The sequence below is a fragment of the Campylobacter sp. CFSAN093260 genome (genome assembly GCF_012890095.1).
Taxonomy (GTDB): Bacteria; Campylobacterota; Campylobacteria; order Campylobacterales; family Campylobacteraceae; genus Campylobacter_D; species Campylobacter_D jejuni.
The window spans coordinates 1,152,287-1,176,851 of sequence record NZ_CP040618.1 but is presented as its reverse complement, the minus strand read 5'-3'; the positions used below and the strand labels follow the sequence as shown (position 1 = coordinate 1,176,851).

The 24,565-nt window shown below is 29.8% G+C and carries 24 protein-coding genes, 1 tRNA gene and 1 pseudogene; 9 read left to right on the top strand and 17 right to left on the bottom strand.

What is annotated here, in order from left to right; genetic code table 11:
* The first annotated feature begins 1 nt into the window (after nt 1).
* Nucleotides 2–1,198, top strand: coding sequence for a hypothetical protein (locus tag FBF22_RS06040; RefSeq protein WP_002854153.1), 1,197 nt, complete (start codon nt 2–4; stop codon nt 1,196–1,198).
* Here FBF22_RS06040 and FBF22_RS06035 read toward each other — a convergent pair.
* The 4 genes from FBF22_RS06035 to FBF22_RS06020 all read right to left on the bottom strand — a co-directional run bounded on the left by FBF22_RS06035 (nt 1,195) and on the right by FBF22_RS06020 (nt 4,875).
* Complete coding sequence (locus FBF22_RS06035; RefSeq protein ID WP_002884374.1) at nt 1,195–2,097, bottom strand: radical SAM protein; 903 nt, start codon at nt 2,095–2,097, stop codon at nt 1,195–1,197. The genes FBF22_RS06040 and FBF22_RS06035 overlap by 4 nt on opposite strands.
* Nucleotides 2,094–3,116, bottom strand: coding sequence for a uroporphyrinogen decarboxylase (gene hemE, locus FBF22_RS06030; protein ID WP_002884375.1), 1,023 nt, complete (start codon nt 3,114–3,116; stop codon nt 2,094–2,096). The genes FBF22_RS06035 and hemE overlap by 4 nt, the downstream gene beginning before the upstream one ends.
* Before the next feature lie 183 nt (nt 3,117–3,299).
* The gene (ciaC, locus tag FBF22_RS06025) at nt 3,300–3,620 is read right to left on the bottom strand and encodes an invasion antigen CiaC (protein WP_002860457.1); all 321 of its coding nucleotides are present in this window, start codon (nt 3,618–3,620) and stop codon (nt 3,300–3,302) included.
* 55 nt (nt 3,621–3,675) lie between these two features.
* Complete coding sequence (locus tag FBF22_RS06020) at nt 3,676–4,875, bottom strand: MFS transporter (RefSeq protein ID WP_002884377.1); 1,200 nt, start codon at nt 4,873–4,875, stop codon at nt 3,676–3,678.
* Between the two features lie 96 nt (nt 4,876–4,971).
* Here FBF22_RS06020 and FBF22_RS06015 point away from each other — a divergent pair.
* Nucleotides 4,972–5,589 (top strand): annotated as a pseudogene (locus tag FBF22_RS06015) (hypothetical protein).
* On the opposite strand, the gene pdxA reads toward FBF22_RS06015, so the two are convergent.
* On the bottom strand, nt 5,579–6,673 hold the full coding sequence (gene pdxA, locus FBF22_RS06010; protein ID WP_165433224.1) for a 4-hydroxythreonine-4-phosphate dehydrogenase: 1,095 nt from the start codon (nt 6,671–6,673) through the stop codon (nt 5,579–5,581). The pseudogene FBF22_RS06015 and the gene pdxA overlap by 11 nt on opposite strands.
* Nucleotides 6,670–7,443 carry a pyridoxine 5'-phosphate synthase gene (locus FBF22_RS06005; RefSeq protein ID WP_002884384.1) on the bottom strand — a complete coding sequence of 258 codons (774 nt, stop codon included), beginning with the start codon at nt 7,441–7,443 and terminating at the stop codon, nt 6,670–6,672. Before FBF22_RS06005 ends, pdxA begins: the two co-directional genes overlap by 4 nt.
* Nucleotides 7,444–7,498: 55 nt before the next feature.
* On the opposite strand from FBF22_RS06005, the gene FBF22_RS06000 reads away from it, so the two are divergent.
* Nucleotides 7,499–8,473, top strand: a complete 975-nt coding sequence (locus FBF22_RS06000; protein WP_002876796.1) for an exopolyphosphatase — start codon at nt 7,499–7,501, stop codon at nt 8,471–8,473.
* On the opposite strand, the gene FBF22_RS05995 is transcribed toward FBF22_RS06000, so the two are convergent.
* The 8 genes from FBF22_RS05995 to FBF22_RS05960 are packed head-to-tail and all read right to left on the bottom strand — an operon-like array spanning nt 8,470 to nt 16,159.
* A complete protein-coding gene (locus FBF22_RS05995) occupies nt 8,470–9,420 on the bottom strand; it encodes an SAM-dependent methyltransferase (protein ID WP_002859301.1) in 951 nt (316 codons plus the stop codon). The two genes, FBF22_RS06000 and FBF22_RS05995, sit on opposite strands and share 4 nt — an antisense overlap.
* Entirely contained in the window at nt 9,417–10,238 is an 822-nt protein-coding gene (locus FBF22_RS05990) for a M23 family metallopeptidase (protein WP_002860451.1), read from the bottom strand. The genes FBF22_RS05995 and FBF22_RS05990 overlap by 4 nt, the downstream gene beginning before the upstream one ends.
* On the bottom strand, nt 10,235–12,229 hold the full coding sequence (glyS, locus tag FBF22_RS05985) for a glycine--tRNA ligase subunit beta (protein ID WP_002858294.1): 1,995 nt from the start codon (nt 12,227–12,229) through the stop codon (nt 10,235–10,237). Before glyS ends, FBF22_RS05990 begins: the two co-directional genes overlap by 4 nt.
* A 55-nt stretch (nt 12,230–12,284) precedes the next feature.
* Nucleotides 12,285–12,905, bottom strand: a complete 621-nt coding sequence (locus tag FBF22_RS05980; RefSeq protein WP_002884387.1) for an HAD family hydrolase — start codon at nt 12,903–12,905, stop codon at nt 12,285–12,287.
* Entirely contained in the window at nt 12,902–13,234 is a 333-nt protein-coding gene (locus FBF22_RS05975) for a hypothetical protein (protein WP_002859298.1), read from the bottom strand. The genes FBF22_RS05980 and FBF22_RS05975 overlap by 4 nt, the downstream gene beginning before the upstream one ends.
* Before the next feature lie 9 nt (nt 13,235–13,243).
* Nucleotides 13,244–14,869: a cation:proton antiporter gene (locus tag FBF22_RS05970; RefSeq protein WP_002859297.1), complete on the bottom strand. Its 1,626-nt coding sequence runs from the start codon at nt 14,867–14,869 to the stop codon at nt 13,244–13,246.
* Between the two features lie 6 nt (nt 14,870–14,875).
* Nucleotides 14,876–15,250 (bottom strand): heat shock transcriptional regulator HspR, encoded by a 375-nt coding sequence (gene hspR / locus FBF22_RS05965; RefSeq protein ID WP_002853230.1) that lies wholly within the window; start codon nt 15,248–15,250, stop codon nt 14,876–14,878.
* Nucleotides 15,251–15,265: 15 nt separating this feature from the next.
* Nucleotides 15,266–16,159, bottom strand: coding sequence for a DnaJ family protein (locus tag FBF22_RS05960; protein ID WP_002859296.1), 894 nt, complete (start codon nt 16,157–16,159; stop codon nt 15,266–15,268).
* Nucleotides 16,160–16,359: 200 nt separating this feature from the next.
* On the opposite strand from FBF22_RS05960, the gene htrA reads away from it, so the two are divergent.
* The 4 genes from htrA to FBF22_RS05940 all read left to right on the top strand — a co-directional run bounded on the left by htrA (nt 16,360) and on the right by FBF22_RS05940 (nt 19,939).
* Complete coding sequence (gene htrA / locus FBF22_RS05955) at nt 16,360–17,778, top strand: serine protease HtrA (protein WP_002860448.1); 1,419 nt, start codon at nt 16,360–16,362, stop codon at nt 17,776–17,778.
* Nucleotides 17,779–17,853: 75 nt separating this feature from the next.
* Nucleotides 17,854–18,528 (top strand): response regulator transcription factor, encoded by a 675-nt coding sequence (locus tag FBF22_RS05950; RefSeq protein ID WP_002853196.1) that lies wholly within the window; start codon nt 17,854–17,856, stop codon nt 18,526–18,528.
* A complete protein-coding gene (locus FBF22_RS05945) occupies nt 18,525–19,772 on the top strand; it encodes an ArsS family sensor histidine kinase (RefSeq protein WP_002853241.1) in 1,248 nt (415 codons plus the stop codon). The genes FBF22_RS05950 and FBF22_RS05945 overlap by 4 nt, the downstream gene beginning before the upstream one ends.
* A gap of 92 nt (nt 19,773–19,864) precedes the next feature.
* Nucleotides 19,865–19,939, top strand: a tRNA-Asn gene (locus FBF22_RS05940).
* A 90-nt stretch (nt 19,940–20,029) separates the two neighbouring features.
* Here FBF22_RS05940 and FBF22_RS05935 read toward each other — a convergent pair.
* Both FBF22_RS05935 and FBF22_RS05930 read right to left on the bottom strand, forming a co-directional pair.
* Entirely contained in the window at nt 20,030–20,278 is a 249-nt protein-coding gene (locus FBF22_RS05935) for a ribbon-helix-helix domain-containing protein (RefSeq protein WP_002853192.1), read from the bottom strand.
* A 10-nt stretch (nt 20,279–20,288) separates the two neighbouring features.
* Nucleotides 20,289–20,888, bottom strand: a complete 600-nt coding sequence (locus FBF22_RS05930; RefSeq protein ID WP_002859294.1) for a bacteriohemerythrin — start codon at nt 20,886–20,888, stop codon at nt 20,289–20,291.
* A 147-nt stretch (nt 20,889–21,035) separates the two neighbouring features.
* On the opposite strand from FBF22_RS05930, the gene dccR reads away from it, so the two are divergent.
* Nucleotides 21,036–21,701, top strand: coding sequence for a two-component system response regulator DccR (gene dccR, locus FBF22_RS05925; protein ID WP_002884392.1), 666 nt, complete (start codon nt 21,036–21,038; stop codon nt 21,699–21,701).
* Entirely contained in the window at nt 21,694–22,884 is a 1,191-nt protein-coding gene (gene dccS, locus FBF22_RS05920) for a two-component system sensor histidine kinase DccS (protein WP_002884400.1), read from the top strand. The genes dccR and dccS overlap by 8 nt, the downstream gene beginning before the upstream one ends.
* A gap of 42 nt (nt 22,885–22,926) precedes the next feature.
* Here dccS and groL read toward each other — a convergent pair whose 3' ends face one another.
* On the bottom strand, nt 22,927–24,564 hold the full coding sequence (gene groL, locus FBF22_RS05915; protein ID WP_002859291.1) for a chaperonin GroEL: 1,638 nt from the start codon (nt 24,562–24,564) through the stop codon (nt 22,927–22,929).
* Nucleotide 24,565: the final 1 nt, after the last annotated feature.

Genomic DNA, 24,565 nt, shown 5'->3' with positions numbered 1-24,565 from the left:
TTTGATATTAGCAGGGATAATTTTTATTTTTAATCTAATTTTAGCGTATTTAAGTATTGATATCTCAAAGCTTGATAGTGTTACTGAACAACTGAAAATAGGTATGTTTTCTAGCATTTTTGTTTTATCTTTAACACTTTTTATTTTTGCTTTTAGGCAAAATAGAAATATAAACAAAATATATCAAAAAATTTTTTGCATGCAAAATGATTTTTTAAATTTTCAAAAAAAGATTGATGTTGATAGTGCACTTGATTTGTTAAAGGAAAAATTTGAAACTACGAGCCAAAATTTAACTAAAATATCCCATGAAAAAGATAGATATTTGCATTTATTGGAGGAAAATTTATATCAGCTTGTAAATATATCTAATGCAATGCGTTGCTTAAATGAAGGGTATAATAAAGAAATTAATTCTTTGATTTTAAATGCCTTAAATTCTCAAAAAGATCAAATTAGATTAGAATTAAATGAGGCTTTAGAGCATCATAAAAGCATTATAGGAACATCTCATGGAAAGGTTTTGCAATTTGAAGCAAGTGTGGCCATAGTTAATAATGATGAGCTTGAGAATTTTTTACTTGCAAATTTACTTTCGTATTTTGGCATAGAAAGCACTTGTTTTAAAAATTTAAGTTTTGATGTTAATGACTTTCATTTGATTTTTATCAAGGATAAAATTTTCAATAAAAATGTAAAGAAAAATTATGATTTTATAGTGATGGGTCGGCATAAAAATACACATTATGAGTATTTTTTAACTTTACCTTTTGAAAAAAAAGATCTTGAAAATATTTTGCAAAACAAGCTTGATAAGGTTTGCACTTTAAAATTTAAAACCCCTTATCAAAATAATGTATTGCTTTTTAAACAAAATGATTTTGATGCAACCTTGTTTTTTAATATAATAGAAAAACAATGTGATAAAAATATATGTATAAATTCTTTTAGTCAATTAAAACAAGAATTAAGCAAGGAGACTTATCGTTTGATTTTACTTGATTATGAATTAATTAAATTTGATCTTGAGCAAATGAGAAATTTGCTAAGTGCTTATAAAAAACAGCATCCGCAAAGCCATATCATCTTTTTTTCAAAGGAAAAAGTTAGGGATTTTGATTGTGTGAGCGAAGTTTTAAGTGATGTAAGTAGAAATGATCTTATAACTTTACTTAGAAAGTATTTGCCAAAGGCTTAAACTTTATAAAATTTAACTCCAGCTAAATCGAGAATTTTTACCTTTTTTTCTTTGATAAGTTGATTTAAGAGAGTTTTGGATTGTTTATCAAATTTCACTTCAATGTCTATTTCGCTTTGTGAGCGCAAATGAAGCATTTTTAATAATTCTTCTTCATTGAAGCTTAGTTTTTCACCTTCATAATGTCTTTTGGCTAAGAGTACAGGAGTAGAATCTATAAGTTTAGAAAGTTCTAAAAGTTTTTCTTCGCTTACTTTTTTAACAGCATAAGCAGGAGGTCTATCTATGGTGCTTAGATCAACCCTTAAAGGCATGATTTTTTTTAAAGCTTGATTGAGCGCTTTAAATTCTTCTTCGTTGTCATTAAGATCTTTAACAACTAGAATTTCCATAATCAAATCTCCATTAAACCTAGCTCTAAAATCTGCCATTTTTTCTATCATTTTTTCTAAGTCAATGTTTTTTAAAGCTCTATCAATACGATAAAAAGTTTTAGCAACTGCACTATCTAGGCTAAATTTGACCACATCTAGTTTTAGCAAAGCATTAAATTTGTCTTCATCTAATACAGCTGTACCATTGCTTAAAATAAGCAATTTTTTATCTTTAGCAATGCTGCGTAAAGATAAAATAAGCTCATTTAAATAAGGATAAAGACTAGGCTCTCCGTTGGCAGTAAGGGTAAGAAAATCAAATTCAACATTTTTTTCAAGCATAACTTTAACTTCGGAGATAATTTTATCTATGCTGATAATTTCATCCTGTTTTTCTTGGGCTTTTTTTGGATCAAGCTCGCAATAAACACAATCAAAATTGCATTGTTTTTTATTAGGGCTTAAATCTATACCCAAAGATCTTCCAAAACGCCTTGAGCTAACAGGACCAAAGAGTATTTTCATTTAGCTGAACTTTCTTGTACAAGCTTGATAAAATATTTTGCATTTTCAACAGGAATATCAGGCAAGATCCCATGTCCTAAGTTGAAAATATGAGCTTTATTTTGCATGGTTTTTAGTATTTTTCCAGCTCCTTCTTTGATGGCATTTTTATCATAAAGTCTACAAGGTTCCATGTTGCCTTGAAGAGTGTATTTGTGCGATAGTTTATCACGTGCTAAATCAAGCGGAGTGCTCCAATCAACTCCAAAAACATCAAAATTACCATCGATTCTATCCAAATAACCGCTAATGCCTTTAGGGAATAAAATTACAGGTATATTTGGGTATTTGCTTTTAATAAAATTTGAAATTTCAAGCATATAATTAAAAGAGAATTTAAAAAACTTATCATATTCTAAAGCACTTGCCCAGCTATCAAAAATTTGTATAGCATTGGCACCTGCTTTAATTTGCTCTTCTAAATAAAGTTTTAAAACTTGAGTTAGTTTATTTAGAATTTTATGTAAAAGTTCTGGGTTTTGATAAAGCATTTTTTTACACTTTGCATAATTTTTACTTCCACTTCCTTCTATCATATAGGTAGCTATAGTCCAAGGGCTTCCGCAAAATCCTATTAAAGCCTTGTTTTGAGATAATTTTTCTCTAGTAAGCTTTAAGGCATCATAGACATAATTTAATTTTTTATGCGCATTTTGATCGTCAAGTTTTTCTAAGTCTTCTAGGGTTGAAATAGGATTATCAAAAACAGGCCCTTCTCCTTTTTCAAAACGTAAATTCATACCCATTTCAAGAGGAACAACTAAAATATCTGAAAAAATGATTGCTGCATCTACATCTAAAATATCAATAGGCTGTAAAGAAACTTCAGAAGCTTTTTTATAGTCTTTGCATAAAGAGAGAAAATCACCCGCTTGTTTTCTTACTTCCATATATTCTGGCAAATACCTTCCTGCTTGACGCATCATCCAAATAGGGGTGTAGGGTGTAGGTTTTTTAAAGCAAGCATCGATAAAAATCATTATTTTCCTTTGTTTTTAGCAAAATTATAACAGAATTTGATAAATTAAATTGGTCAATTTTTCTATATTTTCTTCATATAGAGGAAATAATAAATTTTTTCATTTTATCCAGAGTTATTAGAAATTTTACGAGAATTATTGGAATTCTCGTTTATGTAGTTTGAGTTTTGATTGATTTGTATATTAAGCTTTTGTATTGTTTGTGGCATTTCCTGCGTCAATTGTAGCAAAAAGCTTATTTAGCAAAGTCTCCTCATTTTTTTTGTATTGATCTTCTCTCATTTTTTGCCAAGCATAAGATCTAAAATCTTCTCTAACAGCACCAAGATCAATGTCTTCGTTAGTAAATTTGCTTGAGTTTGTTTTTTTATCTTCCTTTTCTTCTTTGTTTTTTACTTCATTTAATGTGGCTTGAAATTCATCTGCCGAAGTATTTTTTTCTTTAACTTTAGTTGTGGTGCTAAAGATAGCATTTGATGTTTTTTGAGTATTATCTACTACCATTTTCTCCTCCTTTATTTAACTTTACATTAAATAAGCAAGCAATTTCTATTCCAATTTATACCTTTGTAAAACTTTTTCTTTGAAATTTTTTATAATTTAATTTATCTTTGGCAAAAAGCAAGGCAAAAATCAAAGCAGGGCTTACAAAAAGTGCTGAAAATAAAGCATTAAATTCTATACCCAATCCTGCTAAAACAATCCCACCTAAAAAACTTGCTAAAGCTATGCCTACATTAAAAGCTGCTTCATTCACACTTACTGTACTGTCTATGACTTTATAAGTATGGCGTTTAGCTTTAGTAATGCTAAGCATTTTTAGTGCAGGTATGGTTGAAAAGGCAAAAAATCCTATCAAAGCTACGCTAAAAATGATTAAAAATTTAGAATGCATGGTGAGAAATACACTTAAAAATACTAGAACTTGTATGCTTAAAATAAGACGCAAAGAAAAAATAGCACCTTTTTTATCTACTATTTTTCCGCCCCATAAATTCCCACAAATTGCACAAATTCCATATAAAAGCAAGATATAAGCTGTATCTTGGACTTTAAAACCGCTTATTTCTACAAGTATTTTTTGCAAATAAGTATAAAGAACAAATTGAGCCCCACAACTACAAATGGTTATAGTATAAGTTTTTAACAAATTTTGATGAGAAAAAGCAGGGATTAGATTTTTAAGACTGGTTGGGCTAGGATGTAAATTTTTGGGCATCATATGCCATACTCCAAAAAATGCTAGACTTGTAATGATAAAAATGAGTAAAAAGATAAATTTAAAGCCAAAATAATGCCCTATAAAAGTTCCAAGCGGCACTCCAGTAACTAAGGCTACAGTAAGCCCTGTGACCATTATAGCTAGAGCACTTGATTTTTTATCATCTGGAGTTATAGCACTTACAGCTAAGGTGGCAATGACAAAAAATACCCCATGTTGTGTTCCTGCTATAAAGCGTGCAAAAGCAGTAAGATAGAAATTTTGGCTAAAAAAGATGATGAAATTTGCTAAAGCAAAAATTTCAAGATTGATTAAAAGTTGTGTATGTCTATGAAAACGACTTAAAGGTATGGTGATAAGAGGAGCACCTATAACAACACCTATAGCATATAAGGTTGTAAGATAGCCCGCGGTTTTTGCATCTACGCTAAAATACACTTCAACATCAACCAAAACTCCTGCCATAACAAATTCAGTTACGCCCATACAAAAAGCACTAAGAGCTAGTGCAAAAAGAGCTTTTTTGTAATTTTGCATTTTAAGTTCCTTATAAAAAATAAAAACGCATTATAATAAAATAAAGGCTTAATTTCCTTAAAAAATTCAAAATATTTTTGTTAAAATAAAATAAAAATTTTAAAGGTAAATAATGAAAAAATTATTTTATTGCTTGGTTTAAGTTTGGCGAGTTTAGGGGCTTTGAGTTTTGATGAGCTTATTTATAAAGATGAAGTAAAACCTAGTTTTGATTGCTCTAAAATCAAATATGATGGCAAAAGTGATGATGAGCTTATGATATGCAATAAAATTGGTGTGCGTAATAAATTTGATAATAAAAAACTTGCTTTAGTAGATAACATCTATAGTAGTTTATATCAAAATATTTCAAAAAAAGCAGATAAAAAGATGAAAAAAGATTTTAAAGCCATTTCAAAAAAGATGCTTAAAGAAAGAAAAATTTGTATAAAAAATATGCAAAATACAAAAGCAGGGGAAAATCCTATTTTATCTTTACTCAATGCAAGTGATTGCATGCAAGAAGCTTATATTAAGGTTTTATTAGAACTTATGCAAAGAGCAAAAAAAGATACAAAGACTAAAGAAGTTTTAGAGCAAATTTTTAAAAATAAAGTTGATAAATATGAAAATTTACTCACTTAAAGTTTAAATACCAATAAAGATTTGCAAGATTTTATAGATAGCTTAGCTAAAGAAGATTTGATTGATTCTAGGACTAAATTTAAGCTTTAGAATGTAAATTGATTGCAAATTTAGCCGCTTCAAAATAACTTTTAGTGTTGATTTTAGCATTTTTATAGGCCTTATCAAAGGCCGTGCCATGATCAACGCTAACGCGTATGATGGGTAAATTTAAACTCACATTGATGCTTTTATCAAAATACAAGGCCTTTAAAGGAGCAAGGGCAAGATCGTGATACATAGCCACTAAACGATTGCAGTTTTTTAAACCAGTCTTAGTAAAAGCTGTATCAGCCACTAAAGGATAGGGTAGATAAACGCCCTTGCCTTTAAAATTTAAAAGCAATTCTTTTTGTAAATTTTCATCTTTTAAGGCTTTTTTGAAAAATTTTTCATCTTTTTTAGAGTGTAAAAAGGCATTAACAAAGGCTATAGCTTTTTCCATGATCTTTTCTTCTTCTCCGCCTATAACTCCATAATCTCCAGCATGAGGATTAAAACCTAAAAGCCCCATTTTTTTAAAATGCGTTTCTTTGTAAAAATCTTTTAAAAAGATGCTTAAATTTTTAAAAGTGATTTTTTTACTCACCTTAGCTAAAGGTATATGTTCGCTAAAAAGCCCTACAAAAAGTTCTTTGCAACCTAACATCATAATGGCATTTTTTTTAAAAAAATCCCTTAAAGCATCGGTGTGTCCTTTGTATTTAAGTCCTGCATCTTCCCAAGCTTTTTTGTGTATAGGTAGAGTAAGCAAGGCATGGGCGTGTTTTTCATAGGCAAAATAACTTGCCGCCTTAAAACTTAAAAAACCATAAAGTCCACTTTTTGTATCTATTTCTCCGGCTTTGATTTCAAAATTTTCATCCACTTTAAAGCCTAAAGGAAGGTAGAAAGAGTAAATTTCAAGAGAATTTTCTTTTTTTATAAAATTAAACTCATAGTCTTTTCCATCTTTAAAAGCTACGATTTTTGCATTAAAAAGTTTTAAATTTAAAAGTTTTGAAGCTTTATCAAGCAAGCTTTCGTGGATAAAATAAAAAGGTGTGCAGACTTTGCTTAGTTCTTCATGAGAACGCACTAAAATTTCAAGTCCTATGCCGTTTATATCGCCTATACTAATGGCTAGTTTTTTCATCTTTTAATAAGTTCTTTCATTTCCAAAATAGCGTTTTGAAGTCCTGTAAATACAGATCTTGCTACAATGCTTTGTCCTATATTTAGCTCGCAAATTTCTTTAATTTTTACTACGGGTTTTACATTTTTGTAATTTAAACCATGTCCCGCGGCTACTTTTAAGCCAAGTTCTAGGCCTTTTTTGGCACAGAGTTCTAAATTTTGTAATTCTTTTTCAAATTGAGCTTGCAAGGTTTTTTTATCTTGATCAAGTTCTTTTAAGGCAAAAGCAGTATGAGAGATATTGCTAAAAAGTGCGTTGTGTAAATTCGCATAATGTCCTGTATGAAGCTCTATAAATTGGGCTTTTAAAATTTTTGATTTTTCTATATCTTCTAAACTAGGATTGATAAAAAGTGAAACTTCAATGTTTGCATTTTGAAGTTTTTCTATGCTTTGTTTTAATTTAGCATGATTTAAACAAAGTCCCCCTTCTGTGGTAAGCTCTTCTCTTTTTTCAGGCACTAAAGTAACGCGGTGAGGTTTGAGTTTAAGAGCTAAATTTAAAATTTCATCATTTAAAGCACATTCTAAATTGATAGGGCTTTTGCAAAATTTTATAATATTTTCCAAGTCAAAATCCTGAGCATGACGGCGATCTTCTCTTACATGCAAAGTGATTTGATCTCCGTGTCTAGCTACTATAAAAGCAGCTTCTAAAAGATCAGGATCATTTACCATTCTAGCTTGTCTTAACACTGCAATATGATCGATATTTACACCTAAAAGCATATTTTTCCTTTAGAACTTTTTTGCTATTATACTATAAAATCAAATAAGGAAAGTCATGTTAGGTATAGATCTTGGTTCAAATACTTTAAGAGCAGTACAAATGGACGAAAAATTAAATAAATTAAAAGAATATGAATTTGTTATTGGGGCAGCGAAAAATCTAAATCAAAGTGGAGAAATTTCTAAAGAAGCCATACAAAGATTAAAAAATACTTTGAGTATTTTAGCTAAAGAGCAAGATTTAAGCAAAGCGAGAGCTGTAGCGACTGCAGCTTTTAGAAAGGCAAGCAATACAAATGAAATTTTTGCCCATTTAAAAAAAGAATTTGGGATTGATTTTAAGCTTATAGATGCCAAAAGTGAAGCTAAGATCAGTGTTTTAGGTATGCAATCAGGTTTAAGAAGGCTTAAAATTTGGGGAGAGTTTGCATATTGTGATTTAGGAGGGGCTTCTTGTGAGCTTTCTTTTGGAAAAAGTTTTAAAAGTTTTGATTTTGGTATTATTAGTTTTTATGAAAAAAATTACCATTCTTATTATAAATCTTGTATTTCTTATAAAAAATTAATAAAAAAATATCCTAAATTTATCATAAATATTAAAGATAAAAAACTTAAAATTCATTTTTTAATTGCAAATCCCTATTTAAAGCATTTAGCTTTTAGGGCTTTTGATGAGGTGGCTATGATTAAAAAGGAACTTCGTTCTTTAGGAGTTAAAACGGTGGTTTTAAATTCCGGAGTTCCTACTACACTTAGCGCATTAAAACAAAATATAAGCTATGAAAAGTATGAAGCAAGTAGAGTAAATGGCAAAAAACTTTACCATAAGGATTTTTTAAATTATGCTATTAAACTTTTTCATATGGAAGAAAAAAAGGCTATAAAAGAAGTAGGCGCGATGAGAAAAAATTATTTGAGTGCAGGTTGTTTGCTGTTTTATGCTTTGTTTGATAAACATAAACTTCTAGTCATTGATGAGGGTTTAAGGGAGGGGGTTTGTTTAGCGAGTATGAAAAATATAAAATTTTAGTTTTTTTGAAATTCGAAAAAATGAAATTTTTCATCAAAATTAAAAAATAAAATTTTAGCTTGAGATAAAAAACTTTCGTAAGTTTTAATGTTTTTATTTTTTGTGTATTCTAATAAATCTTCAAAACCAAAATCCATTAAAGCAAGACTTTGTTTTTTAAAAGCTAAAGGTTTAAAATCATATTCTTTGATGAGTTTTTGAAGATGAGTAAAATTGACATTATAAGTTAGATCGCTTTTGCCGAAAAAATCTTTTAAAGATACTTTAAAAGGGCTAAAAACTTCGTGCTTTTGATAGATTCTTAAGCTAAAACTTTGTGGATTTAAAGTTCCATAGTCAAATCCCGCAAATATAAATCTCTCACAAGTTTGGTTTAAATCTTTAAAAAAATTTTCAAGCTCTAAACTGAGTTCACCTTTTTTAAGATTTAAAGCTTTGCATTTTGTGATTAAATTTTCATCCATATTTTTAAAAATAAGTTTAAAATTTTCTACAAATGCCATTTTATCATGATCTATAAGTTCGCAAGCAAAACTATCAAAAAGTTCATTGCAAAAGAAAAAAGCGTTCTTAAAATGGCATTCTTTAAGACTATTTTTGTGAGTAAATTCCACTCCTTCTAAAGTCTTTTTTTGTAAAGTTCTTAATTTTTCATGCGGTTCTATGACGAAAAAAGAAATTTGAGAAAAAATTTCAGGTCTTAATTCAAGCAAAGCGGCTAAAAAATCACGACTTAAATATCCTTCATTAGCGCCTATTTCTACAAGTTCTAAAGGGAGTTGTAAAATTTTTTTATCTATTAAATTTAAAAAATGCTTGGCTAAAAGTGTGCCAAAAAGATTTCCTACGCTTACAGCAGTAAAAAAATCTCCGTTTTTTCCTATACTTACAGCATTTTTATAATAGCTTTCATGGAGCCAAGCATGGAAAAAGTCACTAAATTTCATTGAAAAATAGCATTAAATTTGGATACAAAATCCAAAGGATCAACTTGTTTGCCTCCAGCTAAAATTCCAAAATGCAAATGCGGCCCACTTACCCTACCTGTAGCCCCGCTAAGTCCTATAAGTTCACCTTTTTTTATCTTTTGTCCTATTTTAACATCAATTTTAGAAAGATGATAATATTGTGAATAAATTCCAAAACCATGATCAATGACTACTGAATTTCCTGCGAAATAACGATCTTTTGCAATTTTTACTATGCCTGAGTTGGCTGCATAAATAGGTGTTCCTGTGGCAGCTCTAAAGTCCGTTCCGCTATGATAACTTGCTACTTTTTCATTAAAAGTTCTTGCTTTGCCAAAATCACTTGTGATAAAAGAATTTAAAGGTATATTAAAAGCACCGTTAAATAAAGCTTTTGGAGTATAAGAACTATAAATCGCATTGGCTTCTTTTAATTCTTTAGTGATGCGTTCTTGTATGGTTTTTGGTGGAAAAATCTTTTTGTTTTCAACTTGCAATTTTTCACTTTTATAATTACCTTCTAAAGTTTTTATGAAAATTTCTTCTTTTTTATCTTTATAAAATGCGATAAGTTTTGTATTTTGCGGGGGATTTTTGTAAGGTAAGGAAAAAATAGCTAGAACTTTTTCTTGATTTTTAGGATGTGTAAAAGTGGGAATATTTTTACCATTATTTTTTAAAGATAAAAAATCTTTCTTATCTAGCTCCAAAAATAAAGCTTGACCTTTGATGAGTTCTAAATTTTGAGCTCCAAAAAGCCAAAGAGTAAGGCTTAAAAAAAGCCATAAGGCTTTCATAGGCTTAACTCTTTAAGATCGGCGATTTTTAAAAACTCCGCATAAATTTCATAAACCAAAGCTTGGCGATTATTTTTAAGTTTTTCATCTTCAGCATTAATCATCACTTGATTAAAAAACTCATCAATAAAAGGCTTAAGTGCAAAAAGATTTTCAAGTTTTTCTTGTAAAGAGTTGGCTTTAGTTTTTTCTTGAAAAGCTTTGTAAAGTTTACTTTCTGCTTCTTGAACAAAAAGACTTTCATCAACTTTATGAGGATTTTTAGTGGCGATATTGGCTAGTCTTTTAAAGGTTGCAAAATTTTCATTAAAATTATCTTTTTTGCTAAGTTTTATAAGAGCATTTACGCTTTGATTGATATGGATAAGATCTGTATTTTGTGAGCTTAAAACCGCTTTTACAAAAGAAGCATTGACTGTATAAAAAGTATAAAGTCTTTCAAAAATAAAATCTTTTAAAATTTGCATATCAAAGCTTTTATAATGATTTGAAAGTTTTTCTAATAAAATTTGGATATCAAATTCTTTATTTAAATTTAAAGCAATTTTAATGATCCCATTGGCAGCTCTTCTTAAGGCATAAGGATCCTTTGTTCCGCTTGGAATTTTTCCTATGCTAAAAAGTCCTATAAGGGTATCAAGCTTGTTTGCAAGGGCTACTATGCTTGAAAATTCTGTACTTGGAAGTGGAGCTTGTTCGGAATTAGGAAGATATTGTTCTTTGATGGCTAAGCAAATTTGATAATCTAAGCCCATTTTTTGCGCATAATAACTTCCCATAATGCCTTGCAAATCAGTAAATTCATAAACCATTTGTGTGGCTAAGTCTGCTTTGGCGTATTTTAGTGCTGTGCTGATATTTTCGATTTTATCATTATGGAGCATTTGACATAAAATTTCAGCAATTTTAATCTCTCTTAAACTTTTATCTTGCATTGTGCCTAAACCTTCAAGATAGGTCATTTTGGCAAGTTTTTCAGGTTTTAAGCCATTTTGTAAATCATTTTGATAAAAAAACATTGCATCGCTAAGTCTTGCACGCAAAACTCTTTCATTTCCATGTATGATTTTTGAATAATCCTTACATACTGCATTACTTACTACTATAAAATGATTACTTAAGCCTTTATCGTTAAAAACTGCAAAATAACGTTGATTTTCTCTCATTGAAGTGATGATTACTTCGCTAGGAATTTCTAAAAATTCTTCTTCAAAACTTCCTAAAAGTGCATTAGGATATTCTGTGATAGCAACTACTTCAGCTAAAAGCTCTTCATCTTCTCCAATTTGTATATTTTTTTGACTTTCTATGAGTTTAAATTGCTCAAGTATTTTTTCCTTTCTTTTGATTGGATCAAGGATGATATAGTTTTTTTCTAGTAGTTCAAAATATTCTTTTGCATTGTTAAAATCTTGCAAATCATAACTTACGCTTCTGTGAATGAAAGTTTTTTTAGTACTTTTTACTCCATAGCTTTGAAAATTAACAAGTTCATCATTTAAAATGCAAGCTATAGAACGGATCGCACGGATGAATTCAAAAGAATTTGCACCCCAGCGCATACTTTTGCCAAAACTAAGACTTTTTAGAAATTTTTCTACCATTTCTCCTAAAATTTCTTGACTTTGCAAACCTTTAATAGCTTTTTGATGGTACAAAACTTCCTTGCCTTTGATTTCTTTAAAAGAGAGTTCATTTTCACTGATCCTTGCTTTTTGCAGGAAGCTTTGTCCCGCAGGAGTTAAAACTCCATCTTTATAAGCAACATTTTTAGGTGCTCCTATAAATTCAGCAAAGCTATCTTCTTGTTTGTCTGCAAAATTTTCATGAAAAAAAACTAAACGACGCGGAGTATAATAAAATTTAAAATCACTTACCAAGCGGTATTCTTCTAAAACATTGTTCCATTTTTTTTCTATATTAGCTAATTCTTTTAGCAAAGGAATAGCAGGTAATTCTTCTGTACCAATTTCTATTAATAATTCACTCATAATTTACTCTTTTTAAAATTTATTTCTAATTTTAACTAAAATTTCATTAAAAAACTTATAAATACTTTTGCAAAAAGCCTTTAAGTTCACTAGAGTTGCTAAATTCATTTTCTTTTAAATTTTTTTGATACCATTTGGCATGAAAATAAGGCAAATTAGCATTTTTAGCACATTCTTTATCTTTTTGACTATCTCCTATAAAAACGCTTGTTTTATATGGAGCCTCGCTTTTTAAAAGCTCTAGCATCATAGGATGAGGTTTGGGTTCTATGCCTAAACTTACGCCTAAAATTTTATCAAAATAAGGAATGATATCGTGTTTTTTAAGTATGTTTGAAAGTGAGCTTTGTGGGGCGTTAGTAGCAATAGCTAAAAAACAATTTTTGCTTTTTAAAAATTCTAAAAGTTCTTTTACTCCTTCAAAAAGCACCACGCTTTGTTCATAGCGCTTGACAAAATATTTTTCATAGCCTTCTTTAAAATTAGAATGATGGAAATTTTCTATATTATAAAGTTCTTTTGCCCAGTCAATATTGGGAGTATTGATGGTTTGCATAATGATTTCTCTTGAAAGTGGGGCTAGATTTAAATCCTGTCTTATTTCATTGACTGCACAAGAAATGGCATTTGCACTATCGATTAAAGTTCCATCCATATCAAAAAATACATTAATCATTCATAATCCTTTAAATAATTTTTATGTTTTTCTTTTTTCCCACCTTGTTTTTTTTGCTTATCTAAAGCATTGGCAAGATTTAAAAGCTCGTTTTTTTCTTTGGAAAAATCTAAACAAGCATTGACAAAAAATTCAAGATTTTTTGCATAGGTTGAGTTAAGATTTACCGCGGGATTTTTTTCAAAAAATTTAGCATTTTTTAACATTCTTTCTTCAAATTTAGTTTTATCAAAATCTTCTTTTTTAAGTGCAGATATAGCGCCATTGAAAAATTTTTCAAGATTTCTTAGGTATTTTACGCGTAAGGCTTTTTCTTCATTTTTTGTCAAAATTCTTCCTTAGGTATTTTTGTGAATGCGGCATTCTAGCGCTTCTTGAACTAAATTTCTAGCGATTACTTTTTCAGAGCGAATGATGCGTATATTTTCATCTATGCTAGAAAAAAGCATCTTTTTTAAAGTTCCATTTACATGAATGATGGTGTCTATAGGTTTTGGATAATTAGCTAGCACTTGACATAAAATTTCAAGTTTAGCTTCATTTGTAACTGTGATAATAGCTACGGCACATTCTTCTATATTGGCAATTTTTAAGGTTTCTTCTTGAGCAGCATTGGCAAAAACGACATTTTCACCTCGACTAACTCCAAGTTCTACTAAATTTAAATCACTTTCTAAAACAAGATAAGGTACGCCTGTGTTTTTGATTTTTTGCACGACTTCTTGTCCTAAGCGTCCGTAGCCAAAAACAACAAGATGATTTTTAAGCTTGATATTGCTGTCAATATTTTGCACAGCGTTGGTATTAAGTGCTATATCTTCTACAACATTGGTAATTTTTCTTATATTGTTTAAAATAAAAGGTGTGATAATCATGGTTAAAATAGAAACAACAATTAAAATTTGTGAAGTTTTGATATCAAGCATATTTTTTGCTTGTAAAAGAGAAAAAATTGCTAGGGCGAATTCGCCAATTTGAGCTATGGCAAAAGCTGTTTTAAGCGCTACTCTTTTTTTAGTGTAAAGAAATAAAAAGCCAAAAACTATGCCAAATTTTAAAGCCATTACAAGAAGGGTTAAAACTATGATTAAAAACCAATTTTGTGCCACTACATCAAGTTGAATTTGCATGCCTACAGTTATGAAAAAAAGCCCTAAAAGCAAATCTCTAAATGGGATCAAGTCCGCTTCTATTTTGTGTTTATATTTTGTTTCTGCTATCAAAGCACCTGCTATAAAAGCACCCAAAGAATAAGAAAATCCAAAATAATTTGCTAAAAAACTTGCTCCAATAACCATAAATAAAACAGTACTAATAAAAATTTCCTGAGAAGAAGTGTGGATAATGAGTCTAAAAATTCTATCCACTAGATATTTACCTATGAAAAATAATAAAGTGATTAAAATAAGTGCTGAAATTAAAGTGGTAAAAAGGAGTTTTTCTATGTTTTGATTGTTGGATGAAAAAATATCTACAAGCAAAAGCAAAGGAATAACGGCTATATCTTGAAAAAGCAAAATTCCCAATGCTTTTCTACCATATTGCTCATTGATATCGCCATTATCATTTAAAATTTTAAGCACCACTGCGGTTGAAGAAAGCGCTAGTGCAAAGCCTACTATAGTAGCGCTTTTATCTCCAAGTCCTAAAATTCCTATAGCAAGTAACATAAAAACAAAGCCACAAGTAAGCATCTGCAAAGAGCCGTTTAAAAAAACTTCTTGTTTCATTGCCATTAAATGCTTAAAAGAAAATTCAAGCCCTATGGTAAACATTAAAAATACTATACCAAATTCGGCTATATGGGTGATTTCGCCTTTGCCACTTAAATGATAAATTTCAGAAATGATTTCTCCAGCAGCTATATATCCAATGATAGTTGGAATTTCAAATTTTTTAAATATGACATTTAAAACTATAGCTATGGCAACGGTGATTAAAAAAATTTCTAAAAAATTATCCATTATTTTTTATTTTTTCTCATAAAAAATCAAATCAAAGCTATTTTTATGCTTAACAACGGCTTTACTAGCCGCTTCTTTATCTTGTTGTTTGCTTAATTCTAAGCGTAGTTCATCAATTAAATTTTCAAATTCGTGAAGTTGGTTTTTCAATTTTAAGATAACATCTACTCCAGCAAGATTGATTCCCATGTCTCTTGTTAAACGCAATATAAGTTTAATACGGTCAATATCTCTTTGAGAATAAAGTCTTATTTTGCCATCGGTTCTACTTGGCTCTATCAATCCTTCTCTTTCGTATTGCCTTAAGGTTTGTGGATGTATGCTTAAAACTTTAGCCACAACACTGATTAAATATACAGGTTCATCATAATGCTGTTCCATATTTTATTCCTTTCTTTAAGGTAATTTTTCTTTTAAGAGTTCTATAAATTTTTCATCAAGGGTATCTAAATTTGGCAAAACAACATTTAAAATCAAATACATATCCCCATAAATATCACTTTTTCTATTTTGCACACCATAACCTTTTAAACGAATTTTTTGGTTATTTTTTGAATTAGGCGTTATGTTAATTGTTGCTTCTTCCTTGCCTTCTTTGAGTGTTTTTATATTTATTTTTCCACCAAAAAGTGCAGTTTTTAAAGAAATATCAACCTTTTGATATAAATCATCATCTTCTCTTGTGTAAATAGGACTTTCTTCTATTTTTACAATAATGATTAAATCGCCTCTAGCTCCATTTCTGCTTTGTTTTCCTTTAGAGCGAATTCTTAGTTTCTCACCTTCTTTTATACCGTGTGGAATTTTAAATTTAATGGTTTCGCCTTGAAAATTAAAACTATGTTCCCCGCCTTTAACAGCTTTTTCGAAAGGAATGTGAAGCTCTAGATTGCTGTCTAAATTTTCTTCTTCAAAACCTCCAAATCCTCCAAAACCACTGCTAAAGCCTTTTGAAGAAAAGCCGTTAAAACCCCCTCTTGAGCGTCCACCAAAGCCTCCTCCAAAGAGATCTTTTAAAATATCGTCCAAATTTACCCCACCAGTATTTCTTGAAAAATCATGAAAACTTTGTCCACCAAACATAGAATCGCCGTATTGGTCATACTGAGCTCGTTTTTTTTCGTCACTTAAAATTTCATAAGCAGCATTAATTTCTTTAAATTTTTCTTCAGCACCTTTTTCTTTGTTGATATCAGGATGATATTTTCTAGCTAGGCGACGGTAAGCTTTTTTTATTTCATCTGCACTAGCGTTTTTGCTAACTCCAAGAGTTTCGTATAAACTATTCATGTTATATTTCCTTAAAAATTTTTACTTGATTATTATAGAGGATTAAATTATAACATAAACTTTAGCCTAAGTCAATCAAGTTTTATAAATTTTTATCACTCAAGGTTTTATTTACAATTTTGTAAATTTTCGGTTTTATACTATGAAGACAGTAAAATATTTTACGAGATAATTTATCTTTAAGAACAAAAGGAAATGAAATGAAAAAGATTTTTTTATCATTAAGTTTAGCAAGTGCTTTATTTGCTGCAAGTATTAATTTTAACGAATCGACTGCAACGGCTAATCGTGTGAATCCTGCTGCTGGAAATGCAGTGCTTTCTTATCATGATTCTATTAAAGATGCAAAAAAATCAGTGGTTAATATTTCCACCTCAAAAACTATTACAAGAGCAAATCGTCCAAGCCCTTTGGATGATTTTTTTAATGATCCTTATTTTAAACAATTTTTTGATTTTGATTTTCCTCAAAGAAAAGGAAAAAATGATAAAGAAGTGGTGAGTTCTTTGGGATCAGGGGTGATTATTTCAAAAGATGGTTATATAGTAACAAATAATCACGTTGTAGATGATGCTGATACGATTACAGTGAATTTACCAGGAAGCGACATAGAATATAAAGCAAAACTTATAGGTAAAGATCCAAAAACAGATTTGGCTGTTATAAAAATAGAGGCTAATAATCTTTCAGCTATTACTTTTACAAATTCTGATGATTTAATGGAAGGAGATGTTGTTTTTGCACTTGGAAATCCTTTTGGAGTTGGTTTTAGTGTTACAAGTGGGATAATATCTGCTTTAAATAAAGACAATATAGGTTTAAATCAATATGAAAATTTTATACAAACAGATGCTTCTATCAATCCAGGAAATTCAGGTGGAGCTTTGGTGGATAGTCGCGGATATTTAGTAGGTATTAATTCAGCTATTCTTTCTCGTGGTGGTGGAAATAACGGCATAGGTTTTGCCATACCTTCAAATATGGTTAAAGATATAGCTAAAAAACTTATTGAAAAAGGCAAGATTGATAGAGGATTTTTAGGTGTGACTATTTTAGCTTTGCAAGGTGATACTAAAAAAGCTTACAAAAATCAAGAAGGAGCTTTAATCACTGATGTTCAAAAAGGTTCAAGTGCTGATGAAGCAGGGCTTAAGCGTGGAGATTTAGTTACTAAAGTTAATGATAAGGTTATAAAAAGTCCTATTGATCTTAAAAATTATATAGGAACTTTAGAGATTGGTCAAAAAATTTCATTAAGTTACGAAAGAGATGGAGAAAATAAGCAAGCAAGTTTTATTCTTAAAGGTGAAAAAGAAAATCCTAAAGGCGTACAAAGCGATTTGATTGATGGTTTGAGTTTGAGAAATTTAGATCCAAGACTTAAGGATCGTTTGCAAATTCCAAAAGATGTTAATGGTGTTTTGGTTGATAGTGTTAAAGAAAAGAGCAAAGGAAAAAATTCTGGTTTCCAAGAGGGTGATATTATCATAGGTGTTGGACAAAGTGAAATTAAAAATTTAAAAGATTTAGAACAAGCTTTAAAACAAGTTAATAAAAAAGAATTTACCAAAGTTTGGGTATATCGCAATGGTTTTGCGACTTTGCTTGTGCTTAAATAAAAATAACGGAAGGATTTTCCTTTCGTTATAAATTTTAGTTTAAAATTAAAATTAAGTTTAAAATAAAGGAAAACTATGACAAATATTCTTATGATAGAAGATGATTTAGAATTAGCAGAAATTACAGCTGAATATTTGGAAAAATTTGATATGAAAGTTGATATAGCTCATGAACCTTATATAGGTCTTTCTAAGCTTGCATTAAAAGAATATCAGCTTATCATTTTAGACCTTTCTTTGCCAGGGCTTGATGGGCTTGAAGTGTGTGAAGAGATTCGTAAAAAGTATGATACGCCTATTATTGTTTCAAGCGCAAGACATGATATTACAGATAAGGTTAATGCTTTAGAGCTTGGAGCAGATGATTACCTACCAAAACCTTATAATCCAAAAGAATTACAAGCACGCATTAAAAGTCATTTAAGACGTATTTCAAATACAAAAAGCGCCATAGCAAAAAGTGTAAAAGATCTTGTTTATGATCAATATAAGCATATTATTACCATGAAAGGACAAGAGCTTACTTTAACTAATGCTGAATTTGATATTTTAAGCTATTTGATTAAAAAAGAGGGTGGAGTGGTAAGTCGTGAAGAGCTTGTTTATAATTGTTCTTCTATTAGTGAGGATTCTAGTAATAAAAGTATAGATGTTATTATCAGTAGAATTCGTCAAAAGATGGGAGATGATCCAAAAACTCCAAAATATATTCACTCTATACGTGGAATAGGTTATAAGCTTACTCAATGAATAAATCTTCGATTTTTTATACTATAACTTTTATTTTTATTTTTGCTGGGGTTAGTGTTATACTTGGCTTTTTGTGGCTTATAGAATATGATCAGCAAAATTATACTAGAGAATTAAACACAAAATATTCTTTGATAGCTAATGCAAGGCTCTTAAATTTTGCAGGAGTTATCAGTGAAAAAGAATTTGAAGAGCAGACAAAAAATTATAATAAAATGGATGAGATAACAGAAGCAAAGCAGATCCGTAAAATTCTTTTTAGAGGTGATGTTTTAGCTAGGGTTGAGGTTAACAATGGCTTAATCGAGATTATTTCTTATAATAGACAGGTGTATTTAAATATTATTTATGATGGAAAGGTTTATCTTTATAAGGATCAAGATTATCAAACCTATAGGTATTTTATTATCAAAGCTATAGCTGTAGCTGTGATTTGTATTCTTGTATTGCTTTATATTTATATATTTAAAAAATTAAAACCACTTAAAAGACTTAAAAAACAAATTGATAAATTTGCCCAAGGAAAGCTTGGTGATATAGAAGATGTAAGCACTGGGGTGGATGAAATTTCACAAGTAAGTGAAGCTTTTTATCAAGCTATTGTTCAAATTCGAAAGTTAAACCAATCTCGTCAGTTTTTTTTAAGAAATATTATGCATGAACTCAAAACTCCTATTACCAAAGGACTCTTAACTTTAGAAATGATAGAAGATAATAAATATAAAGAGCGCTTAAATGGGGTTTTTACTAGACTTGAAATTTTAATTAATGAATTTGCTGCTATTGAGCAAATTACTTCAGGGGCTGCTTTTATAAATAGAAAAAAATACAATATTTTAGATGTTTTAGATGAAGCCAAAGAAATTGCAATGCGAGATGATAGCAATATACGTATTTTTATGGAAGAAAGTTTTTTTGTAAATGTGGATTTTAAACTTTTTACTACGGCGATTAAAAATATGATAGATAATGGTATTAAACATTCTGAAGATGGGTTTGTGCAAATTGATATTATAGATGATTATATTTGTTTTAAAAATCGTGGTCCTGAGCTTAACAATACTTTAGAATACTATACTCAAGCTTTTACTCAAGGATCAAAACAAAAATCAAGTTTTGGATTAGGGCTTTATATTGTAAATACTATTTTAGAAACACATGGAATGAAGCTTGATTATTTATATGAAGATGGGGTAAATTTGTTTTATTTTAGAAATTTAAAAAGTGTTATTGTTAAGGAGTAAATTAATTTTTTTACATAAAAAATGCATTTTTGTGAAAAAACCCTTGACAAAGTTTTTTAATTTCACTATAATCACATTTTACTTTTAAATATTCCGGATTAGCTCAGCGGTAGAGTAGTCGGCTGTTAACCGATTGGTCGTAGGTTCGAATCCTACATCCGGAGCCACTTTTTTAACTCCATTTTTAATATTCATAAATGTATTTTAATATAAAAAATTAATAAGTCTTTATCACAAAAAAATTGTGATAAAGTTTTTTATTTTGTTTGTTTAAGATTTTTGACAATTTTATCTATTTTTTTACTTGCCTTTTGATAATCCCCATCTTTAAGTTCTTCTAGGGCATTAACAGCAAAAGAAAAATCTTCAACTTCATTAAGATAAGCCTCTATGGCTTCTTTTACTATGGTTGATTTTGGTTTAGAAAGATTTTTACTTAAATTATCCAAACGCTCCTTAAGCTCTAAAGGCATTCTAAAAGAATAAGTTTTTACATTGCGTTTCATTTTATCCTCCTTAAGAATATTTTTTGTAAAATTTTATAGCTTGTTTACAAGTTTTACAAGTAAATTTATGACCTTGTAATTCTATTTTTTGATGAATGCTATAAGGAACATCGTGAATTTTACCAGGACAATTACAGGTATAAAGATAAAATTGTGGATGCTCATTATCCTCATCTTCTGCTGCTTCAAAGCTAACATCGCCACCATCATCTGTAGACAAAGAAGAACTTCTCCATTTTTCAACTTTCATGTCTTCATATAGTATGTGTTCTAAAAGCCACTTTTTAGCCACTATATAAAGTTTTTCTTTAAGATCATTGGTTGATTTGATATCTTTGATTAAATTAATCATGGTTTGGATGATTTCTTTATGTATTTTTCGATGTTCTTCTAAATTTGGATAGCCTATTAGCTGCATGTATTTTTCTTCATCATTAAAGTGATCTTTCATATAATTAAAAAATTCAGCCAAAAGTTCTTTGACTTCATTTTTACTTACAGATCTATCTGATACAACTTCAACTTTTGCAGCAAGTTTAAAAAGCTTTTTATGCTGCTCATCAATTTTAGCATTGTGCACACTATAGCTGTTATCCCATTTTGGAAGCATTTTAACTCCTTAAGGAAAAATTTATTTGTATAAAAGGATTATAGATAAAAATAAATTAAATAAAAATGAAATTTTATTAAATAATTGATAAGAATTTTGATACAATGATATATATTTAAGAGATTTGAAGTTAGAAAGATTTAAATTATGGCTGCTAAAATTTTACTTTTAGAAGATGATTTGAGCTTGAGTGAGATCATTGAAGAGTTTTTAAACGATGAGGGATATGAAGTATTTTTATGCGATAATGCGCAAGAAGCTTTAGATATGGCTTATGAAAGATATTTTGATCTTTGGATTTTAGATGTAAAAGTTCCTTTAGGAGATGGATTTTCATTACTTAAAGAATTAAGAAAAAGCGGAAAGCAAACTCCAGCAATTTTCATGACTTCTTTAAACACAACAAACGATTTAAAACAAGGCTTTGACGCAGGTTGTGATGATTATATAAAAAAACCTTTTGAACTTGCCGAGTTATCTATCAGGGTTAAAGCTTTGCTTAAAAGAGCTTTTTCACATAAAAATGAAGATTTTGAAGATTTAGGGGATGGACTTAGGTTCGAATTTACTACACAAATTCTTTATCATAATAATAAAGCTTTGGCTTTGCCGAGTAAAGAGATTAAACTTTTGTCTTTATTGCTTAAAAATAAAAACAACTTTTTAAGCACAGAGAGAATTTTTGAAGAACTTTGGGATTATGATGAGGAGCCTAGTGAGCTAAGTTTAAGAGCTTATGTAAAAAATTTACGTAAAATTTTAGGAAAAGAAAAAATTATAAACCAAAGAGGCAGGGGATATTGCTATGGCTAAAAAAGTCATTAGGCAAATTTTATTAATCTACCTAACAACTACAGGTATTTTTTTAACTATTTTTTTTGCATTATGGTATCAAAAATTATATGAAGAATTAGTTGTTTTAAAGGGTGCCACTTTGAGAGAAAATCATAGAAACATTGTTATAAGCATCTTAAATTCTCGTTTTACCCCTATAGATATAAGTGCAAAAAATATTGCTCAAAGCACAGCACTAAAATTTGCTATATTTGATGCTAAAAAGATTGTTTTTAGTAATATAGATTTTGATTTAAGAAAAGCAAAAATTGAGCTTAAAGGTAGAGGTATTTGTGATAATAAGGTTTTTTTCCTTGCTCCTATGAGTGCAGATCATTATTTTTTAAGACATGCTAGCAATGAAGAAGTAAATACTAACGATGGTTTGCAAATTTTAATACAGGGTGAAGATGTTGGCAAAGATCTTTTTTGGATTAGAACGAAAGTTTTTGGTTTTGCTATTATGGCTTTTTGCATATTGGGTTTAATATCTTATATTTTAGTAAAAATTGCTCTAAAGCCTTTGGAGGATAAAATCAGCACACTAAATCGTTTTATTAAAGATTCAACTCATGAACTCAATACCCCATTAAGTGTTATTTTGATGAGTACAGAACAACTTGAGCATCAAAATTTAGGAGATAATGCTAAATTTACAAGGATTAAGCTTGCTGCAAAAAGTTTGTCTCAAGTGTATTCTGATCTTGTTTTTTATAATTTCCCTAATACCTTAGAAACAGAAAAACAAAAATTTGATTTAAGAATACTACTTGAAGAAAGATTGGAATATTTTAAAGTATTTTTTGAGCAAAAAAAAATTACACTAAAGCTTGATTTAAATCAAGCAAATATTTTTGCTCCTAAAAGTCAAATTTCTAAATTGATTGATAATCTTATAAGCAATGCTATTAAATACAATAAAAAAGGTGGAGTAATTTCTATAATTTTAAAAGCCAATTTTTTAAGTATTGCGGATACAGGTTGTGGAATTTCAAAGTCAAATTTAAATCATATTTTTGATAGATATACAAGATTTAATACCGATCAAGGAGGATTTGGTATAGGGCTTTCTTTGGTAAAAAAAGTTTGTGATGATAATGATATTAAGATTATTTGCGAATCTGTAGAAAATCAAGGGAGTGTTTTTAAATTAAATTGGTAATCAGCAAGGAAAATCCTTGCTGATAAGAGGTTAGAGCAGATATTACATCATTCCGCCCATGCCACCCATTCCTCCCATACCGCTCATATCTGGCATAGCAGGTTTATCTTCTTTAATTTCACTAATTGTTGCTTCTGTGGTTAAAAGCATACTAGCTACAGAAACTGCATTGAGTAAAGCCACTCTTTCTACTTTAACAGGATCGATAATTCCACTTTCAAGCATATTAACATATTCGCCTTTTGCAGCATCAAATCCTGTGTTTTCATCTTTAGCATTTTCTACGCTATTTACAACCACACCTGCATCAAATCCTGCATTTTCGGCAATTTGTCTTAAAGGTGCTCTTAAAGCTCTTTCAACGATAGCTGCGCCAATTGCTTCATCACCCTGTAGATCAAGTTTGATTTTAGCTTTTGCTTTGATAAGCGCTGCACCACCACCAATTACTATACCTTCTTCAACTGCTGCTTTAGTAGCACTTAAAGCATCATCAACGCGATCTTTTTTCTCTTTCATTTCAGTTTCAGTTGCTGCACCTACTTTAATAACTGCAACACCGCCACTTAATTTTGCAAGTCTTTCTTGTAATTTTTCTCTGTCATAATCTGAAGTTGTTTCAGCAATTTGTGCTTTGATTTGATTTACCCTTGCATCAATATTTGCTTTTTCACCTGCGCCATTTACTATGGTTGTATTGTCTTTATCGATGATTACGCTAGAAGCTTGTCCAAGATCTTGTATGGTCGCACTTTCAAGAGTTCTTCCAAGTTCTTCAGAAATCACTTCTCCGCCTGTTAAAATCGCTATATCTTCAAGCATAGCTTTTCTTCTATCGCCAAAACCTGGAGCTTTTACGGCTGAAATATTAAGAACACCGCGAAGTTTATTTACAACCAAAGTTGCAAGTGCTTCACCTTCAATATCTTCAGCGATAATTAAAAGTGGTTTGCCTGTTTTTTGAATTTGTTCTAAAACCGGTAATAAATCTTTTAAATTTGCAATTTTTTTATCAAAAAGCAAGATATAAGGGCTTGAAAGCTCTACTGTCATTTTTTCTGCATTAGTGATAAAATAAGGGCTTAAATAGCCTCTGTCAAATTGCATACCTTCAACTACATTTAATTCATCATTGATTGATTTTGCCTCTTCAACAGTGATAACACCATCTTTACCCACTTTTTCCATAGCATCAGCGATTAAATTTCCGATTTTTTCATCAGAATTGGCTGAGATTGTAGCAACTTGTGCAATTTCTTTTTTATCTTTTACTTCGCGAGAAAGTTTTTTAAGTTCTGCTACTATAGCTTCGCAAGCTTTATCCATACCGCGTTTTACCTCGATAGGATTTGCACCTGCTGTGATATTTCTTAAACCTTCTTTGAAAATTGCATGAGCTAAAACCGTTGCAGTAGTTGTTCCATCGCCTGCTTGATCAGCTGTTTTACTCGCTACTTCTCTTACGAGTGAAGCACCCATATTTTCAAGACTATCTTTAAGCTCTACTTCTTTAGCAACACTTACGCCATCTTTAGTAATGCTTGGAGCACCAAAGCTTTTTTGGATTAAAACATTGCGTCCTCTTGGCCCCATAGTTACTTTTACTGCGTCATTAAGTTTTTTAACGCCCTCGTAAAGTTTATTTCTTGCTTCATCTGAAAAAATAATTTCTTTTGCCATT